Source organism: Streptomyces sp. NPDC029956 (assembly GCF_055574655.1).
In genome coordinates, this window is record NZ_JBVHZJ010000039.1 from 17,381 (window position 1) to 32,612 (window position 15,232).

16 protein-coding genes are annotated in these 15,232 nt (G+C 72.5%); 10 read left to right on the forward strand and 6 right to left on the reverse strand.

The features are described 5' to 3' along the window. Positions 1–112: 112 nt before the first annotated feature. Positions 113–1,111 carry a helix-turn-helix transcriptional regulator gene (locus ACZ4XX_RS27045; RefSeq protein ID WP_468510465.1) on the reverse strand — a complete coding sequence of 333 codons (999 nt, stop codon included), beginning with the start codon at positions 1,109–1,111 and terminating at the stop codon, positions 113–115. A gap of 155 nt (positions 1,112–1,266) precedes the next feature. On the opposite strand from ACZ4XX_RS27045, the gene ACZ4XX_RS27050 reads away from it, so the two are divergent. The 3 genes from ACZ4XX_RS27050 (at position 1,267) to ACZ4XX_RS27060 (ending at position 3,646) form a co-directional block, all read left to right on the forward strand. Continuing rightward, positions 1,267–1,662, forward strand: coding sequence for a RidA family protein (locus ACZ4XX_RS27050; protein WP_468510522.1), 396 nt, complete (start codon positions 1,267–1,269; stop codon positions 1,660–1,662). Positions 1,663–2,035: 373 nt separating this feature from the next. Beyond that, a complete protein-coding gene (locus ACZ4XX_RS27055) occupies positions 2,036–2,413 on the forward strand; it encodes a hypothetical protein (RefSeq protein WP_468510466.1) in 378 nt (125 codons plus the stop codon). Positions 2,414–2,620: 207 nt separating this feature from the next. Continuing rightward, a complete protein-coding gene (locus ACZ4XX_RS27060; RefSeq protein ID WP_468510523.1) occupies positions 2,621–3,646 on the forward strand; it encodes a hypothetical protein in 1,026 nt (341 codons plus the stop codon). 125 nt (positions 3,647–3,771) lie between these two features. Here the strand turns inward: ACZ4XX_RS27060 and ACZ4XX_RS27065 are convergent, their stop codons facing one another. Beyond that, complete coding sequence (locus tag ACZ4XX_RS27065; protein ID WP_468510467.1) at positions 3,772–5,154, reverse strand: streptophobe family protein; 1,383 nt, start codon at positions 5,152–5,154, stop codon at positions 3,772–3,774. 124 nt (positions 5,155–5,278) lie between these two features. Between ACZ4XX_RS27065 and ACZ4XX_RS27070 the strand changes: the two genes are divergently transcribed. Then, positions 5,279–6,760 carry a DUF6777 domain-containing protein gene (locus ACZ4XX_RS27070; protein WP_468510468.1) on the forward strand — a complete coding sequence of 494 codons (1,482 nt, stop codon included), beginning with the start codon at positions 5,279–5,281 and terminating at the stop codon, positions 6,758–6,760. An 18-nt stretch (positions 6,761–6,778) separates the two neighbouring features. Here the strand turns inward: ACZ4XX_RS27070 and ACZ4XX_RS27075 are convergent, their stop codons facing one another. Next, positions 6,779–7,006 (reverse strand): hypothetical protein, encoded by a 228-nt coding sequence (locus tag ACZ4XX_RS27075; protein WP_468510469.1) that lies wholly within the window; start codon positions 7,004–7,006, stop codon positions 6,779–6,781. 101 nt (positions 7,007–7,107) lie between these two features. On the opposite strand from ACZ4XX_RS27075, the gene yczR reads away from it, so the two are divergent. Continuing rightward, a complete protein-coding gene (gene yczR / locus ACZ4XX_RS27080) occupies positions 7,108–8,577 on the forward strand; it encodes a MocR-like transcription factor YczR (protein WP_468510470.1) in 1,470 nt (489 codons plus the stop codon). 76 nt (positions 8,578–8,653) lie between these two features. After that, a complete protein-coding gene (locus ACZ4XX_RS27085; RefSeq protein ID WP_468510471.1) occupies positions 8,654–9,157 on the forward strand; it encodes an FBP domain-containing protein in 504 nt (167 codons plus the stop codon). Between the two features lie 155 nt (positions 9,158–9,312). Here the strand turns inward: ACZ4XX_RS27085 and ACZ4XX_RS27090 are convergent, their stop codons facing one another. Continuing rightward, complete coding sequence (locus tag ACZ4XX_RS27090; protein WP_468510472.1) at positions 9,313–10,521, reverse strand: acyl-CoA dehydrogenase family protein; 1,209 nt, start codon at positions 10,519–10,521, stop codon at positions 9,313–9,315. A 137-nt stretch (positions 10,522–10,658) separates the two neighbouring features. Between ACZ4XX_RS27090 and ACZ4XX_RS27095 the strand changes: the two genes are divergently transcribed. Both ACZ4XX_RS27095 and ACZ4XX_RS27100 read left to right on the forward strand, forming a co-directional pair. Then, the gene (locus ACZ4XX_RS27095; RefSeq protein ID WP_468510473.1) at positions 10,659–11,855 is read left to right on the forward strand and encodes a CaiB/BaiF CoA transferase family protein; all 1,197 of its coding nucleotides are present in this window, start codon (positions 10,659–10,661) and stop codon (positions 11,853–11,855) included. A gap of 81 nt (positions 11,856–11,936) precedes the next feature. Next, entirely contained in the window at positions 11,937–12,608 is a 672-nt protein-coding gene (locus ACZ4XX_RS27100; protein WP_468510474.1) for a GntR family transcriptional regulator, read from the forward strand. A 36-nt stretch (positions 12,609–12,644) separates the two neighbouring features. Here ACZ4XX_RS27100 and ACZ4XX_RS27105 read toward each other — a convergent pair whose 3' ends face one another. Further along, positions 12,645–13,073 carry a VOC family protein gene (locus ACZ4XX_RS27105; protein ID WP_468510475.1) on the reverse strand — a complete coding sequence of 143 codons (429 nt, stop codon included), beginning with the start codon at positions 13,071–13,073 and terminating at the stop codon, positions 12,645–12,647. Between the two features lie 500 nt (positions 13,074–13,573). Here ACZ4XX_RS27105 and ACZ4XX_RS27110 point away from each other — a divergent pair, with 500 nt between their 5' ends. Then, complete coding sequence (locus ACZ4XX_RS27110) at positions 13,574–14,338, forward strand: maleylpyruvate isomerase family mycothiol-dependent enzyme (RefSeq protein WP_468510476.1); 765 nt, start codon at positions 13,574–13,576, stop codon at positions 14,336–14,338. Here the strand turns inward: ACZ4XX_RS27110 and ACZ4XX_RS27115 are convergent. Further along, the gene (locus ACZ4XX_RS27115; protein WP_468510477.1) at positions 14,335–14,538 is read right to left on the reverse strand and encodes a hypothetical protein; all 204 of its coding nucleotides are present in this window, start codon (positions 14,536–14,538) and stop codon (positions 14,335–14,337) included. The two genes, ACZ4XX_RS27110 and ACZ4XX_RS27115, sit on opposite strands and share 4 nt — an antisense overlap. Before the next feature lie 105 nt (positions 14,539–14,643). Between ACZ4XX_RS27115 and ACZ4XX_RS27120 the strand changes: the two genes are divergently transcribed. Further along, a complete protein-coding gene (locus ACZ4XX_RS27120) occupies positions 14,644–15,222 on the forward strand; it encodes a 3'-5' exonuclease (protein WP_468510478.1) in 579 nt (192 codons plus the stop codon). Positions 15,223–15,232 lie beyond the last annotated feature (10 nt).

A 15,232-nucleotide genomic window follows, 5' to 3' on the forward strand; every position in this document is an offset into this window, starting at 1 on the left:
GCCGGAACGTTGCCCTCGGGCGACCTCTCGAACAACGACCGGACCTTGCGCCCCAGAGCGCAGACGTCACGGCTCAGTCGTCAGGTCTCAGGCGTCAGGTCTCATGCAGGGCTCAGGCGTCAAGGCTCACGCCTGGGGCCTCGGCCGAGGCTTCGTAGCGGTGGGCCAGTGCGCCGGCGCGGCGGTGCAGGGCGGAGCGCAAGGACTCGGGGGCCAGGGCCTCCGCGTCCATACCGAGCTGCCACAAAGCCCATTCGGCGTGTCGTGCGTCCTGGTAGGTCAGCTCCAGCCGCAGCCGGCCGTCCGCGTCCGGTTCCTCGGCGCGGACGGCCACCGCGGTGTCCAGCAGGTCCTCCCGGCGCGCCGGGTTCACCCGTACCAGCACGGTGAGGTGGTCGTCGCTGAGGAACCGCGCCGAGCGTTCGCGCCAGATCCGGTCCAGGTCGACCCGGTCGGGCCGCTCGGCCGTCTCGGCCAGTTCCTCCGCGGCCAGCACCCGCGACAGCCGGTACGTGCGGTCCGCGCCCGCTCGGGTGGCCAGCAGGTAGCCCCGGTCGCGCACCGTGACCAGGCCGATCGGGTCCACCGTGCGCCACTCCGGCGCCTGGCCCGTGGCCGCGTAGTGGATGCGCAGCTTGTGTCCGGCGAGCACCGCGCGCCGGACCTCGGTCATCGTGGTGCCGGGTACGTCGTCGGTGGCCGCCCTCCGGGAGAGCAGGTCGGCCTCCGGCTCGACGAGGAAACGCCGGACCGCGTCGCTCGCGGTGGCCCGGTGGTTCTCGGGGAGCGCGTCGAGGACCTTTCGCATGGCCGAGGCGCGCGCCGAGCCGAGGCCGAACGCCTGCTCCACGCGCCCCGATCCGGCGGTCAGCAGGGCCAGGGCCTCGTCGTGGTTCAGCCCGGTGAGCTCGGTCCGGAACCCGGGCAGCAGGGCGAAGCCCCCGTGCCTGCCGCGCTCGGCGTACACGGGGACGCCGGCGCCGGACAGGGCCTCGATGTCGCGCAGCACGGTGCGGGTGGACACCCCCAGCTCACGGGCCAGGGTGTCCGCGGTCAGGCGACCGCGCTGCCGCAGCAGGAGCACCAGGGAAACCAGCCGGTCGGCGCGCATGCGAGAACGCTAACGGAATACATGACCAAGGGTGTCGTGATTTGTTGGGAGGCTCGTCCACACGACGTCGGAGCAGGCGCCCAGCGCGGCGATGCGCGGACGTACTCCCCATGGATCGACATGAGTCGAACGAAGCGAATGGAGCTGATGTGGCGATGGAGCGAACGGCGGTCAACCCGGTGACGTGGTCGGTGGAGATGGGGTTCAACCAGGGTGAACTCGTCACCGGGCACAGGCGGACCCTGTACGTCTCGGGCCAGACCGCGATGAGCGACGAGGGCAAGCCGCAGCACGAGGGGGACATGGCCGGGCAGTTGGCGCTGAGCATCGACAACGTCGAGGCCGTACTCGGCGAGGCCGGCATGTCCCTCGCGAACCTCGTCCGGCTCAACGTCTACACGACCGACGTCGACCTGCTCTTCCAGCACTACGGCGAGCTGGCGGGCCGACTCGGCTCGGCCGGGGTCGCGCCGGCCACCACGATGCTCGGAGTGACGCGACTGGCGATCCCCGGCCAGCTGGTCGAACTCGAGGGAACCGCAGTCGCCTGACGCGACCGCGGCGCTTCCGCTGCTCGTGCCGGCACGGGCGGCAGGCCGGGGTCGCCGGTCCCCGTGCCGCTGCGACCCGGGTCCGCCTGCTCCTCGACCTGCTCGCGCGCCTCTCCGGGAGCACTGTGGAGGTAGTCGTACGAAGAAGGTGACGGCCATGGGAGTCACACCCGGTCAGCAACCCCCGTCCTGGGGCGGTCAGCAGCCTCCCTCCGGTGGAGGCACGGGAGGCCCGCCGCCGCCTCAGGGCGGAGGCTGGGGCGGTCAGCCGCCTCCCCCGGGCGGAGGCTGGGGCGGTCAGCCGCCTCCCCCGGGCGGAAACTGGGGAGGCCAGCCGCCGCAGCCCCCACGGAAGTCGCGGACCTGTCTGATCGTGGGTCTCGTCCTCGGCGGCATCGCGCTGCTCGCCGTGATCGCCATCGTCGCCCTCGTGGTGACGGCGGTGGACGATCCCGGCCGGGACGATCCGGACGGGCCCGCGGGGGATGTGAGGGTCACGGCCTGCCGGGTGGACACCGGTACGAAGTGGCCTTACGCCGAGCTGGACATCACCAACCGCAGCAGCAAGCCGAGCGACTACGTCATCGGCGTGGAGTTCACGGCGGCATCGGGAGAGCGCCTCACCGAGGCCCACGCCGCCGTCACCCATCTGGCTCCCGACCAGGTCGCCCACGAGCGGGCGCAGAGTCTGACCCAGGTCGACGAGCGCGTCACCTGCCGGATCACCGAGGTGACGCGGGTCGCCTCCTGACCTCCGAGGTCTCCGGACCTTCGTGTCCCCCGAGTGACGCAGGGAACACGACGTACAAGGCAACCATTCATCCCGGTCGTACGTCTCCTGATCGATCACGCCGGTGATCGAACCTACGAGGAGACCATCATCACCGCCATACGCAAGACCCTCACCGCCACCGCAGTCGTCGGAGCCGTCCTGGCGGGTTCGGCCGCCTGCGGCACGGTGGAGCAGCTTTCCGCCGGGAAGAAGCTGGACCAGGCCTTCGAGAAGCTGGGCAAGGAGAAGTCGATCTCCTTCGAGCTGGACCTGGACGTCGACGCGAAGACCCTCAAGCTGATGGACGCCGAGTCGGACCCCGAGCCCGGCGCGGAGCTCCCCGACGAGGCCGCGGAGCTGATCAGCGGTGCGAAGATCAGCGTCACGGTGGAGTCGAAGAAGGCGATCGACGAGTCCGAGGAGAAGGACTTCGTCGGCATGGCCATGAAGGTCAGCACCTCGGGCGGTGACCTCCTCGACTACCGGGTCGTCGGCGACTACACGTACGTCAGGTCCGACCTCGAGGCCCTCGGCAAGGCGATGGACGCGCCCGTGCCGCCCGCCGACCAGCTGCCTCCGGAGGCCAAGGGCCTCAAGAAGGTGCTCGACGGCGAGTGGATCAAGTTCAACACCGAGGAGATGGAGAAGGCCGGCCGGGACATGGCCGAGGAGATGGGCGAGGCGCCCGGCGCCACGCCGTCGCCGAAGACCACGCTGGACCCCAAGACCCAGAAGAAGCTCACGGAGGCCCTCCGCGAGGTCATCGCGCGTGAGGTCGACTTCAAGACCGCCGGCGGCCAGGACGGCACCGAGCACATCACCGCCACGGCCCCGCTCCGCACCCTGATCACGGAACTGATCGGCGAACTCCGTCCGCTCACCAAGGACCTGCCGCCCGGTATGGACCTGCCGTCGGACAAGGACCTCAAGGACACCCCCGACACCAAGGTCTCGGCCGACTTCACGCTCAGGAACGGCGAGCTGACCGAGGTGTACGTCGACCTCGCGAAGCTGGCCGAGAACGCCAAGGTCAAGAAGTTCGGTCTGGTGCTGAGGATGAGCGGCGGCACCAAGCCGGTGGCCCCCGCCGGTGCCACCGAGATGAACCTGGAGGAGCTCATGGGCGGCTTCTTCGGCGCCATGATGCCGGACGAGGGCCCCGAGGACGGCTTCGCCGAGGGCGAGGACGGCTTCGCGGAGGGCGCCGCGTAGTCATACCGCTTACCCGTAGGGACCGGGCCGTTCGGACCGGTCCCGGCGGCGGGCCCTGCCGCGCAGGGTCCGCCGCCGCTCGCGGCTCCCCTGCTCGTACACCGCGCCGGCGCATCGGGCCGCTGCTACCTCTGGGGCCGTGGCGGTGGTGGCGGTGGTGGCGCGGTCTTGCTCCCGGCCTCGGTCCCGGTCTCACCCCTGCGACGGACGCGGGTGGCGAGCAATCCACCGAGGAAGCCGAAGAACAGGCCCCAGAGCAGGGCGAAGCCGACCGTCTTCCAGATGTGGGGGCGGAGGATCACTTCGCCGCCCAGGGAGTCCAGGTCGCCGATGCCGAGGACCGAGAGGCCGAGCCGGGCCTCCACCAGGGTCAGGGGGGCCACGACCAGCATCGCCAGCGCGAAGGCGATTCCCAGGTGCAGGGCGTGCTGCCAGAGCCTGATTCTCGCCGGGGAGCGGACCGCCGCCACGAAGGCGGCCGCGAGGACCAGGACGGCGGCCACGGGGAGCAGCCACCACGCCCTGGCGTCCTCCGCCGCGAGCGAGCTCAGGTCGATCGTCGAGAGGTCCGTGCTGTCACCCGTGCCGTCGCCCTGGCGCAGCACGGCGTCGAGGATCTGCGGCATCGGCAGGCCGAACGGGCCGTCGACCCTGCCCTCCCAGGAACCTCCGATGCCCACGCCGAGCGCCAGCCAGGTGACGTTGGGCAGGCCGAGCAGGAGGACGGCGAAGGTCTCCGCCGCGTGGCCCTTGGTCGCCGCGACCACCACGCCGATGACCAGGCCCACGACCACGTACGCGAGGAGGAGCAGGAGCATCGCGTACGCCGCCGGCCGTACGGGTTCGTGATAGCGGACGAACCGGGGCGGCAGCGGGGTCCTGCGGGAGACGAGGAGTGCGACGACGAGCACGCCGAGGATCCACAGGAGCCCGTAGAAGAGGGTCGGACCGAGGTCGGTGCGGAAGCCGACGGTCGGGTTCACGGCGTCGAGGAGCTCACCGAAGATGTCCATCAGGGAGCTCTGCTCGTCCCCGCCGCCGATGGTGAGGGGGAAGTCGTGCCGGGCGACGGCGGAGACTCCCGCCAGGGCCACCAGCCAGAGGACGACCGTGCTCACGGCGCGGAGCAGGAGCTCGCGGATGCTGGTCACGGCGTGGTGCCGCAACGGCCGCAGGAAGCAGTAGCCGGTGACCAGCGCGCCGACCAGGGTGACGGTCAGCGGCATGGCGGTCAGTTCGGCCTGGGTTCCGGCAAGGCCGCCGGCGTCGCCCGAGAGGTCGACCTTGCCGCCCGCGGCCATGACGACGACGGCGGCGAGGACGGCGGTGAAGCCGCCGGGGAGATCGCCCGCGCCCGCCGCCCAGAGGCCGAGCCCCGCGACGATGCCCATCGCGACGTACCCCGCGACCACCGCGGCCAGGGACTGCAGGCCGACGCGGGCGAGAAGCCCGTCGGTGGTCGCGGGGGGCCGCGTCGAGGTGGGGAGCCGACTGCTCACCCTGCCCACGCTAGTACCGGTGGCGGTCGGCCGCTTGTGGACGGGACCGCATGAGGCCACTCGGGGTTCTCCGCTTGCGGGTACCCACCGTTCGGCGCACACAATGGGCCCGGAACGGAAGAAAGGGAAAAACGTGACTTCCCACCCGCCGTCCGGCCCTCCGTCGGTTCCTCCCGCAGGTCCCCCCTCGGGCCCCCTCTCGGGCCCGGGCGCACGCCCGGGATCCGCCGGACCCCCTCCACCGCCCCCCGGACCGCCCCACAGCGGCTCGGGCGGCGGCGGTTCTTCCGGCGGCGGTTCAGGCAGTTCAGGTGGTGGCGGCGGTCCAGGTGGCCCCGGCAGCACCGGCGGGGCCGGTGGTGACGGTGGTTCCGGTGACGGCACTCCCGGCACTCCGGGCACCCCCGGGAACGGCGGCCCGGGCAAGGGCCCCTGGTGGCGTTCCGTCCCGAAGGTCGCCTCCGTCACGGCCGTCGTGGTCGCGGCGGCCGCCCTGGCCGTGGTGCTCACCAACAGCCCCGACGACAAGAACGACACGGCGGGTTCCGGCGGCGGCGAGGTGTTCCTCCAGAACGCGGCCGCGTCCGGCCCCGACCCGTTCACCAGGTCGACGGCCCGCACCGAGACGGCCTCCGCCTCACCGGCCTCGCTGCCACCCCGTACCTCCTCGGCCACCACGGAGGTGTCGGGCGCGACCCCCGGCCTGTACGGCGGAACGCAGTCGGTGGCCGCCTGCGACGTGGAACAGCAGGTCCGCTATCTCTCCGGCGAGCCGGCGAAGAACGCCGCCTTCGCCACCACCCTGGGCATCCAGGCGAACCAGGTGCCCGGCTACCTGCGCTCCCTGACCCCGCTTCAGCTCCGGGCCGACACCCGGGTCACGAACCACGGCTACAAGAACGGCGCCGCCACCACGTACCAGTCGGTCCTCCAGGCCGGAACGGCGGTCCTGGTCGACAACCGCGGGGTGCCCCGGGTGCGCTGCGCCTGCGGCAACCCTCTGACCCCGCCGGTGGCGCAGAAGTCACCGAGGACGACGGGCACACCGTGGCAGGGGTACAACGCCGACCAGCTGGTCGTGGTGGCGCCGTCGGTGACGGTCGTGAACGTCTTCGTGGTGTACGACCTGCAGGACGACAGCTGGTTCGCACGGCAGCACGGGGACCACGGCAAGAACGACAAGCCGACCCCGCCGCCCACCAAGTCCCCGTCGACCTCGGCGTCTCCGTCCACCTCGACATCGACGTCCCCGTCCGTCTCCCCGTCGACTCCGGTCCCGTGCGTGACGGTGACGGGCGACGAGACCCCGACCCCGAGCAACGGCGTGACACCGTCGCCGTGCCCCTCGACGCTCACCCCCTCGGAGTCGACGTCCTCGCCGCCGACTTCGCCCCCGACGACATCCCCGTCCACCGTGGTGCCCCCGTCCGACAACACGCCCTCGGACGACACCACCCCGCAGGAGGACACGTCGCCGTCGACCGCATCGCCGGGCCCCGAGTCCGCGCCGGTCACGGAGAGTCCGGCGAGCCCGTCCGACGGATCGGCCGACGGGTCCGCCGCCGCCGTGCCCTGGTCCTTCGCCGCCGGGGCCGGCCTGCGGCCCGTGGCCTGAGCGGCCCGGCCCGCTTCCTCACGGCCGGCCCGGCCACGGCCCGACCTCGTCCGCCCGCACCCCCGTCCCGGTCGATCCCCTTCGATCGGGTGCGGGGGTACGGGCGTTCCGCCGCAGGACGCGGGCCTCGCCGGGCAGCAGCGCCAGACTCCGCAGCCGCGCCCCGATCCGCAGGGGGCGGGCCGCCCGCTCCTCCGCGTGCCGCTGCCACATCCGCTCGTCACGGTCGGTGAAGTGTCCGGACATCGGTCGTCCCCTTTCCCCTGTGGAAGGTGGCCACCAGGCCACTGAAAGGGAGTCTGTAACCTTATTGGCCCGGACAGCAGAGCCAATGAGGAGTGATTGGCATGGCAGTGGCACGCGTGGTCCATACAGCGGACCGGACCCTCACGGGCCGTCAGCTGGCATCGCTCCTCACCCCGCCCCCCGAGGGCCGCTTCGGCTACCGGGAGCTCGCGCGGGCCGTGCGGGAGGCCCTTCTCGACGGGCGGGTGGCCCTGCGCCTGCGACTGCCGGCCGAGCGGGAGCTCGCCACGGTGCTCGCCGTGAGCCGGACGACGGTCACGGGGGCGTACGACCTCCTCCGGGAGAGCGGGTACGCGCACAGCCGCCGGGGGGCGGGTACCTGGACGGCACTGCCGGAGGGCCAGGCCCCGACGGCGCTCGGGGCGTTCCACGACGACACCGGGGCGACCATCGACCTGGCCCTCGCCGCGCCGGAGGCCCCCGCCGAGGAGCTCTCCGCCGCGCTCGCGACGGCCTCCGCCGAGCTCCCGCGCTACGCCGGATCGCAGGGCTACCACCCGTACGGGCTGCCCGCGCTGCGTGCCGCCGTCGCCGCGCGCTACACGGCCCGGGGCCTGCCGACGCTCCCGGAGCAGATCCTCGTCACCACGGGGGCGCAGCAGGCGCTCTCCCTCGTGCTCACGCTGCTCGGCCGGTCCGGTGACCGGGTGCTCGCCGAGAACCCCTCGTACACCAACGCCCTCGATGCGATGCGGGGCCGCATGCTCCGCATCACCCCGGTGCCGGTCACCGAGACCGGCTGGGACACCGGGCTCGTCGAGGCCGCGCTCCGGCAGACCGCGCCGCGCCTCGCCTATCTGATCCCCGACTTCCACAACCCGACCGGGCATCTGATGCCGCAGGAGCAGCGGCGTGACGTGGCGCGGGCGGCGCGGGCCACCGGGACCTGGCTGGTGGTGGACGAGACGCTGACGGACATCGCGCTCGACGTGCCCGCGCCGCCGCCGTTCGCGGCGGCGGCCGCCGGCGGTGACAGCGAGCAGATCGTCTCCGTGGGCTCCCTGAGCAAGAGCTGCTGGGGCGGCCTCCGGGTCGGCTGGGTGCGGGCCGCGTCCCGGGTGGTGACCGAACTGGCCCGGGTACGGATCACCGCCGACCTGTCCGGTTCCGTACTGGACCAGCTGGTCGCCGTAGCCCTCATGGACCGGCTCGACGTGATCCTGCCGAAGCGCCTGGCGGAGCTGCGGCTGCGCCGGGACGCGCTGGCCTCGGCCCTGGCCCGCCATGTGCCCGAGTGGCGGTGGACGGTGCCGCCCGGCGGGATGTGCCTGTGGATCGACCTGGGCCGCCCGGCCGCCTCGGCCCTCGCGGCCCGCGGGCTGCGGCACGGGGTGCGGGTGGAGGGCGGCGCCCGGTTCGGTGTGGACCCCGGCACGCACGAGCACCGGCTGCGCCTTCCGTTCACCCTGCCCGAGGACGTGTACGAACCGGCGGCGGAACGGCTCGCGGCGACCCTCGGCGGGGCGCCGGGGCGCTTCACCGACCCGGCACTGCCGGACTGGGTGGCCTGACGGCCCCCTCGCCGTGGGGCCGATGCAGGGGCTTATTCGGATGCCCACCGAGCGGGGTCCATGTACGGTCCACCGAGTGGAACCACTGACCGACAAACAGATCCGCTCGTCCTTCGTGAACTGCACCAAGGGCGAGGCGGCACGCCTCAAGCTGCCGCTCGACTTCGCCGAACTCCCCTGGGAGGACCTGGACTTCCTCGGCTGGATCGATCCCGGTGCGCCGCTCCGCGCCCACCTGGTCGTCCCCCGCGCGGACGGCCCGGTCGGCGTGAGCCTGCGGGTTCCGGCCGCCGGGCGGACCAGCGCCATGAAGTCGAGCATGTGCCAGGTGTGCCTGACCGGGCACGCCTCCTCGGGCGTCACGCTGCTCGTGGCACCGCTCGCCGGGCCCCGGGGCCGCGAGGGGAACACCGTCGGGATCTACCTCTGCGCCGACCTCGCCTGTTCCCTGTACGTGCGGGGCAGGCGGCAGCCGAAGCTGCGCGGCCGGCGCCAGGAGGAGTCCCTCACGGTCGACGAGCAGGTCGCCCGTCTGACGGGCAACCTGGACGCCTTCGTCGCCCGGGTGACATCTGGCTGAGCCCGCGTCGCGACGATTCGGCGTCGGCCGAGTCCGCGTCGGGCCGAGCCGGTGTCCGCCGAGTCCGCGGCGGGACCGGTCCACGTCAGGTCCGGTCCACGCCGGGCCCGGGCCGCCTCAGGAGGCCTTCCGGCAGGACGGCCTTCCGGCACGGCTCAGCGGAAGGCCTGTTCGCCGGTGAGCGCCTTGCCGATGACCAGGGAGTGGACCTCGCTCGTGCCCTCGTAGGTGAGGACCGACTCCAGGTTGTTGGCGTGGCGCAGCACCGGGTACTCCAGGGTGATGCCGTTGGCGCCCAGGATCGTGCGGCACTCGCGGGCGATGGCGATGGCCTCGCGGACGTTGTTCAGCTTGCCCACGCTGACCTGCTCGGGGGTGAGCGCGCCCGCGTCCTTGAGCCGCCCCAGGTGGAGGGCGAGCAGCATGCCCTTGCCGAGTTCGACGGCCATGTCGGCGAGCTTCTGCTGCGTCAGCTGGTACGAGGCGAGGGAGCGGGCGAAGACGGTCCGGTCCCGGGCGTACGAGATCGCCGTCTCCAGGCAGTCGCGGGCCGCGCCGAGGGCGCCGAAGACGATGCCGAAACGGGCCTCGTTGAGGCAGCCGAGCGGGCCGGACAGGCCCCGGGCCTCCGGCAGCACGGCGTCGGCCGGGAGGCGGACGTCCTCCATGACCAGTTCGCTGGTGACGCTCGCGCGCAGCGACAGCTTCATCTTGATCTCCGGGGCACTGAACCCGGGGGTGCCGGCCGGAACGAGGAAGCCGCGTACGCCGTCCTCGGTACGGGCCCAGACGACGGCGACGTCGGCCACCGAGCCGTTGGTGATCCACATCTTGGTGCCGTTGAGGACCCAGTCGGAGCCGTCGCGCTTGGCGTTGGTCCGCATGGCGCCCGGGTCGGAGCCGGCGTCGGGCTCGGTGAGACCGAAGCAGCCGATGTACTCCCCGGCCGCCATCTTCGGCAGCCACTGCTGCTTCTGCTCCTCGGAGCCGTACTTCCAGATCGCGTACATGGCGAGCGAGCCCTGCACGGAGACGAGCGAGCGCAGTCCGGAGTCGACCGCCTCCAGCTCCAGACAGGCGAGGCCGTACGCGACGGCGTCGGTGCCCGCGCAGCCGTAACCCTCCAGGTGCATGCCGAGCACACCGATGCCGCCGAGGGTGCGGGCGAGTTCACGGGCGGGGATCTCGCCCTTCTCGAACCAGCCGGCGACGTGCGGGCGCAGCTCGCGGTCGGCGACGGCGCGCACGGTCCGGCGGATCTCGCGCTCCTCGTCCGTCAGCAGTCCGTCGATGGCGAGCAGGTCGAAGGGGTGGACGGGGGCTGAGCTGGACTGCGACGACGACGGCGACTGCGGCGACTTCACGGACGGCCTCCTGGCGGCTGTGGCGACTCGGCGAGCCGAAGCGTAGCCCCAGACCGGATATTGGATCCAGTATTGAAAATCCGATAGCACGGCCCTACGGTCCGAGGGGATCCGATCGTCGGCGCAGGGAGAGCGGAATGAGCGCAGACCAGCCGGGCACACCGGGGCCGACGGCGGCCGGCGCCCTGGCCGGGATCGTCGTCGCCGACTTCGGCCGGGTCCTGGCGGGGCCGTACATGACGATGCTCCTCGCCGACCTGGGCGCGGACGTCATCAAGATCGAGCGGCCGGGGTCCGGCGACGACACGCGCGCGTGGGGGCCGCCGTTCGCCGGCGGCGAGGCCACCTACTTCCTCGGGGTGAACCGCAACAAGCGCTCGGTCGCGCTCGACCTCACCGACCCCGACGACCTGGCGGCGGCGCGCGCGATCGTGGCCCGCGCGGACGTCCTCGTGGAGAACTTCCGCCCCGGCACGATGGAGAAGCTGGGCCTCGGGTACGAGGACGTGCGGTCCGCCAACCCCGGTCTCGTCTACTGCTCGGTGACCGGTTTCGGCACCGACGAGGGCGCCCGGCTGCCCGGCTACGACCTGCTCGTCCAGGCCATGGGCGGCCTCATGAGCGTGACGGGCGAACCGGACGGGCAGGGGACGAAGGCCGGGGTCGCCCTGGTCGACGTCATCACCGGGCTGCACGCGGGCATGGGCGTCCTCGCCGCCCTCCGCCACCGCGAACGCACCGGCGAGGGCCAGCGGATCGAGGTCTCGCTCCTCTCCTCCCTCCTGTCGGCGCTCACCAACCAGGCGGCCGCCCACCTCGGCGCGGGGGTCGTGCCGCGCGCGATGGGCAACCGGCACCCGAGCATCGCTCCGTACGAGGTCTTCGAGGCGCGCGACCGGCCGCTGGTCCTGGCCGTGGGCAACGACCGGCAGTTCCGGGTCCTGTGCGAGCGGCTGGGCCTGCCCGGGCTCGCCGAGGATCCGCGCTTCGCGAACAACACGGCCCGGGTCGCCCACCGGGACGATCTGGTGGCGGCACTCGCCGGGCCGCTGGCGACCCGTACCGCGGACGGCTGGTTCGACGAACTCACCGCGGCCGGGGTGCCGTGCGGACCGATCAACGACCTGGCCGCCGCGTTCGACCTCGCCGACCGGCTGGGCCTCGCCCCGCGGGTCCCGGAGTCCGCCGCCGGACCCGGTCAGGTCGCCCACCCCGTCCGGCTCGCCGCCACCCCGCCCACGTACCGGGCCGCTCCCCCACGACTGGGCGAGCACACGGAGGACGTGCTGGCCTCGCTCGGGATGACGGGACGGAACACCACGGGAGAACCGTGACCGCGCGCGCGTAGGAAGATGGTCGGCACCGGCGGAGAGATCATCCGGTGGGCAGCACGAGGGATCGGAAGGTCACAGGCGATGAGCAGCGCGGTGCAGAGGCGGCGGCCGCAGACCGCCCAGCAGTTCGTGCTGGAGGAACTGCGGCGCGCCATCACCAGCGGGGAGCTGAGGCCGGGCGGGCAGATCCGCCAGGACGCCCTCGCGGCCCGGTTCGAGGTGAGCCGCGTGCCGCTGCGCGAGGCCCTGAAGGCCCTGGAGGCCGAGGGTCTGGTCGTCCATCACGTCCACCGGGGCTACTTCGTCGCGGAGCTCTCGCTCGCCGATCTGGAGGAGATCTACCGGATCCGTGGACTCCTGGAGACGGAGGCCGTGCGGATGGCCGTGCGGCGGAAGCCGGACGGCATCGTGGCCGCCCTGGAGCGCATCCAGCACGAGGTGGAGCAGGCGGCCGACGAGGGCGACGTGCCGGCGATGGCGGCGGCGAACCGGTGCTTCCACTTCACCCTCATCGAGGCGTCGGGGATGCCGCGGCTGGTTCGCCTGATCGCGACCCTGTGGGACTCCACCGACGCGTACCGCTCGCTCTACTACACCGAGGATCCGCACCGGAAGCAGGCCGTCCGCGAGCATCGCGCCGTCATCTCCGCGCTCCGGCTCGGCGACGAGGACGCCACCGTCCGCCGGCTGGACGAGCACCGGGCGCACGCGGTGGCGGCCCTGCGCGAGGTCCTGGACCTGGAGCGGAACTGAATCACCGGCGGCGACGCGCGCGGACGAGGCGCACGTTCAGTCGAGACAGAACTCGTTGCCCTCGATGTCCCGCATCCCGATGCACGCGTCGTGCCCGTCGTACAGCAGGCGCTCCCGTACCGCGCCGAGCGCGACCAGCCGTGTGCACTCGGCCTCGAGCGCGGCCAGGCGCTCCTCGCCCACGAGCCCGGTGGCGACCCGCACGTCGAGGTGCACCCGGTTCTTGACGGCTTTGCCCTCGGGAACACGCTGGAAGTACAGCCGCGGACCCACGCCCGAGGGATCGGTGCACGCGAACCACGCCCCCCGCTCCTCGGCCGGCTGCGAGCGGCCGTACTCCTCCCAGGTGGCGAACCCCTGGGGCGGCGGCGGTACGACGTACCCCAGCACCTTGCACCAGAACCGGGCGACGCGCTCGGGATCCGCGCAGTCGAAGGTGACTTGGAACTCCCTGATCGTCGACATCGGCGCACCCTAGCAGGGGCATGTGCTCGGGGCGGTCCGGTGGCCGGCCGGCGCCTCTTGCCCGTCCCTCGCGGCCGAGCACCTGCTGACCCACCTCGCGAGGAGGCCCCGACACGACCGCATGTGGGCGTCTCCGCTGAGCGGCAACTGAGCACGAGGCGCTTGCTCCCCGGGGCGAAGCTCACACGGCGGGGCGAGCTGAAGGCGACTTGGACGTCCCGCGCGACGGCGGCTTCGCAGGCCGGGCGGTGTCGGCGTGGCGGGTGGTCACGGGTCCGCATCCTGACCGGACCCGCCACGATCCCGGCTCCGACCTGCCCGGACACCGCCTTCTGCGACACCCTCCAGTGCCCTGAGTCCTTGATCCGTCGTTGATCCCTGCATGGGACGTCCCTGGCCGAAGCCGGCCGAGCTGGTGCTGTCGGATCAAGGACTCAGGACACCAGGGGCGCGATTTAATCGGGTGCGTGAGCATCCGGCCGGGTGATACAAGATCCCGGGTGACTGAGAATCCCGACTTCCCCACCCTGCTGCAGATGATCGACGAGCGGTCCGCCGCGTTCCGCGCCGCGATCACCGCCGCCCCGAACCTCGACGCCGACGTCCCGTCCTGCCCGGGATGGAAGCTGTACGACCTGGCGAACCACCTCAGCGAGGGGGACCGCTTCTGGGCCCACATCGTGCTGAACACCGCGCCGGGCGACGAGCGGCCGAGCAAGGACGGGCTGGCGGCGCCCAGGGAGCGCGAGGCCCTGGTGGCCTGGCTGGCCGACTCGACGGAGCAGCTGCTCACTGCTCTGCGCGAGGCCGGTCCGGACCGGGCCTGCTGGGCCTGGTGGGAGCCGCTGGCCTCGCCGCACACGGTGGCCGCCGCGGCCCGTCGCCGCGTCCCGGAGTCGATGATTCACACCTATGACGCCCAGCTGGCCTCCGGCGCCCCGCAGGAGTTGCCGACGACCGAGGCGCTCGACGCTGCCGAGGAGTTCCTCGCCACCGTCTGCACCGTCACGAATCCGTGGCCGGGGGAGCCCGCCACCATGGACTACCACGCGGCCGAGGGCCGCTCCTGGCGCCAGACGCTGGACGCCGCCGGCTCCCGCTTCACCCGCCTCACCCCGGCGGAGGCCGCCGACAGCAAGCCCACCGCCGCCCTCCACGGCACGGCGAGCGAGCTGGCCCTGCTGATGTACATGCGCGTCCCGGCCGACGCGGTGCGGACGGAGGGCGACGCCGGGCTGCTCCAGCGGCTGCAGGACTGGGACTAATGCCCTGAGTCCTTGATCCGTCGGCAGTGTGCGGCGAGGGACTCGAGGATCTGGTCGGCGGTCCTGGTCCAGATGTAGGGGCGGGAGTTGCCGTTCCGGTCGGCGACCCAGGCTCGGACCTCGCGTTCCAGGGCCTGGACGGAGCGGTGGACGCCGCAGTGGAGCTTCTTGTCGGTGAGCTCGGCGAACCGTCGTTCCACCGGGTTCAGCCCAGGACGAACCGGTCGCTCGGCCGGCTTCGGCCCAAGACGTCCCATGCGTTGATCGACGACGGATCAAGGACTCAGGTCACTAGGCTTCTCCCCATGCATCACGGGGGATTGATCAACATCGTCGACGTCGAGGCGACCTGCTGGGAGGGCGAGCGTCCGCCCGGCGCCGTCAGCGAGATCATCGAGATCGGGCTGACAGCGGTCGATCCGGGCGCGGGCGAGCGGGTCTCGCGGCACCGGATCCTGGTGCGGCCGGTCCGCTCGAAGGTCAGCGCGTTCTGCACCGAGCTGACCGGGCTCACGCAGGCGGAGGTCGACACCGGTCTGGACTTCGCCGCCGCCTGCCGGCTGCTCGCGACCACGTACGAGGCGGGTCTGCGGCCCTGGGCCAGCTGGGGCGACTACGACCGCAAGCAGTTCACCCACCAGTGCCGGGTCAGCGGCACCCCGTATCCCTTCGGGCGCCGTCACACCAACGCGAAGGCCGTGTTCACCGAGGCGTACGGCCTTCCCAAGCGGCCCGGGATGGCGCGGGCCCTGGAGATCGCGGGGCTGCCCCTGGAGGGGCGTCATCACCGGGGCGAGGACGACGCCTGGAACATCGCGGCGCTGGTGCTGCGACTCGCGGAGCGGGGCGCGTGGCCGCAGGCCGGCGCGGTGGACGTTCCGTAGGCGCCTCGGG

Bases quoted from the DNA above. Each gene is read 5' to 3' on its own strand.
- ACZ4XX_RS27045 (WP_468510465.1), bottom strand. From the start codon at position 1,111: ATGCGCGCCGACCGGCTGGTTTCCCTGGTGCTCCTGCTGCGGCAGCGC.
- ACZ4XX_RS27050 (WP_468510522.1), top strand. From the start codon at position 1,267: ATGGAGCGAACGGCGGTCAACCCGGTGACGTGGTCGGTGGAGATGGGG.
- ACZ4XX_RS27075 (WP_468510469.1), bottom strand. From the start codon at position 7,006: ATGTCCGGACACTTCACCGACCGTGACGAGCGGATGTGGCAGCGGCAC.
- yczR (WP_468510470.1), top strand. From the start codon at position 7,108: ATGGCAGTGGCACGCGTGGTCCATACAGCGGACCGGACCCTCACGGGC.
- ACZ4XX_RS27095 (WP_468510473.1), top strand. From the start codon at position 10,659: ATGAGCGCAGACCAGCCGGGCACACCGGGGCCGACGGCGGCCGGCGCC.
- ACZ4XX_RS27100 (WP_468510474.1), top strand. From the start codon at position 11,937: ATGAGCAGCGCGGTGCAGAGGCGGCGGCCGCAGACCGCCCAGCAGTTC.
- ACZ4XX_RS27105 (WP_468510475.1), bottom strand. From the start codon at position 13,073: ATGTCGACGATCAGGGAGTTCCAAGTCACCTTCGACTGCGCGGATCCC.
- ACZ4XX_RS27120 (WP_468510478.1), top strand. From the start codon at position 14,644: ATGCATCACGGGGGATTGATCAACATCGTCGACGTCGAGGCGACCTGC.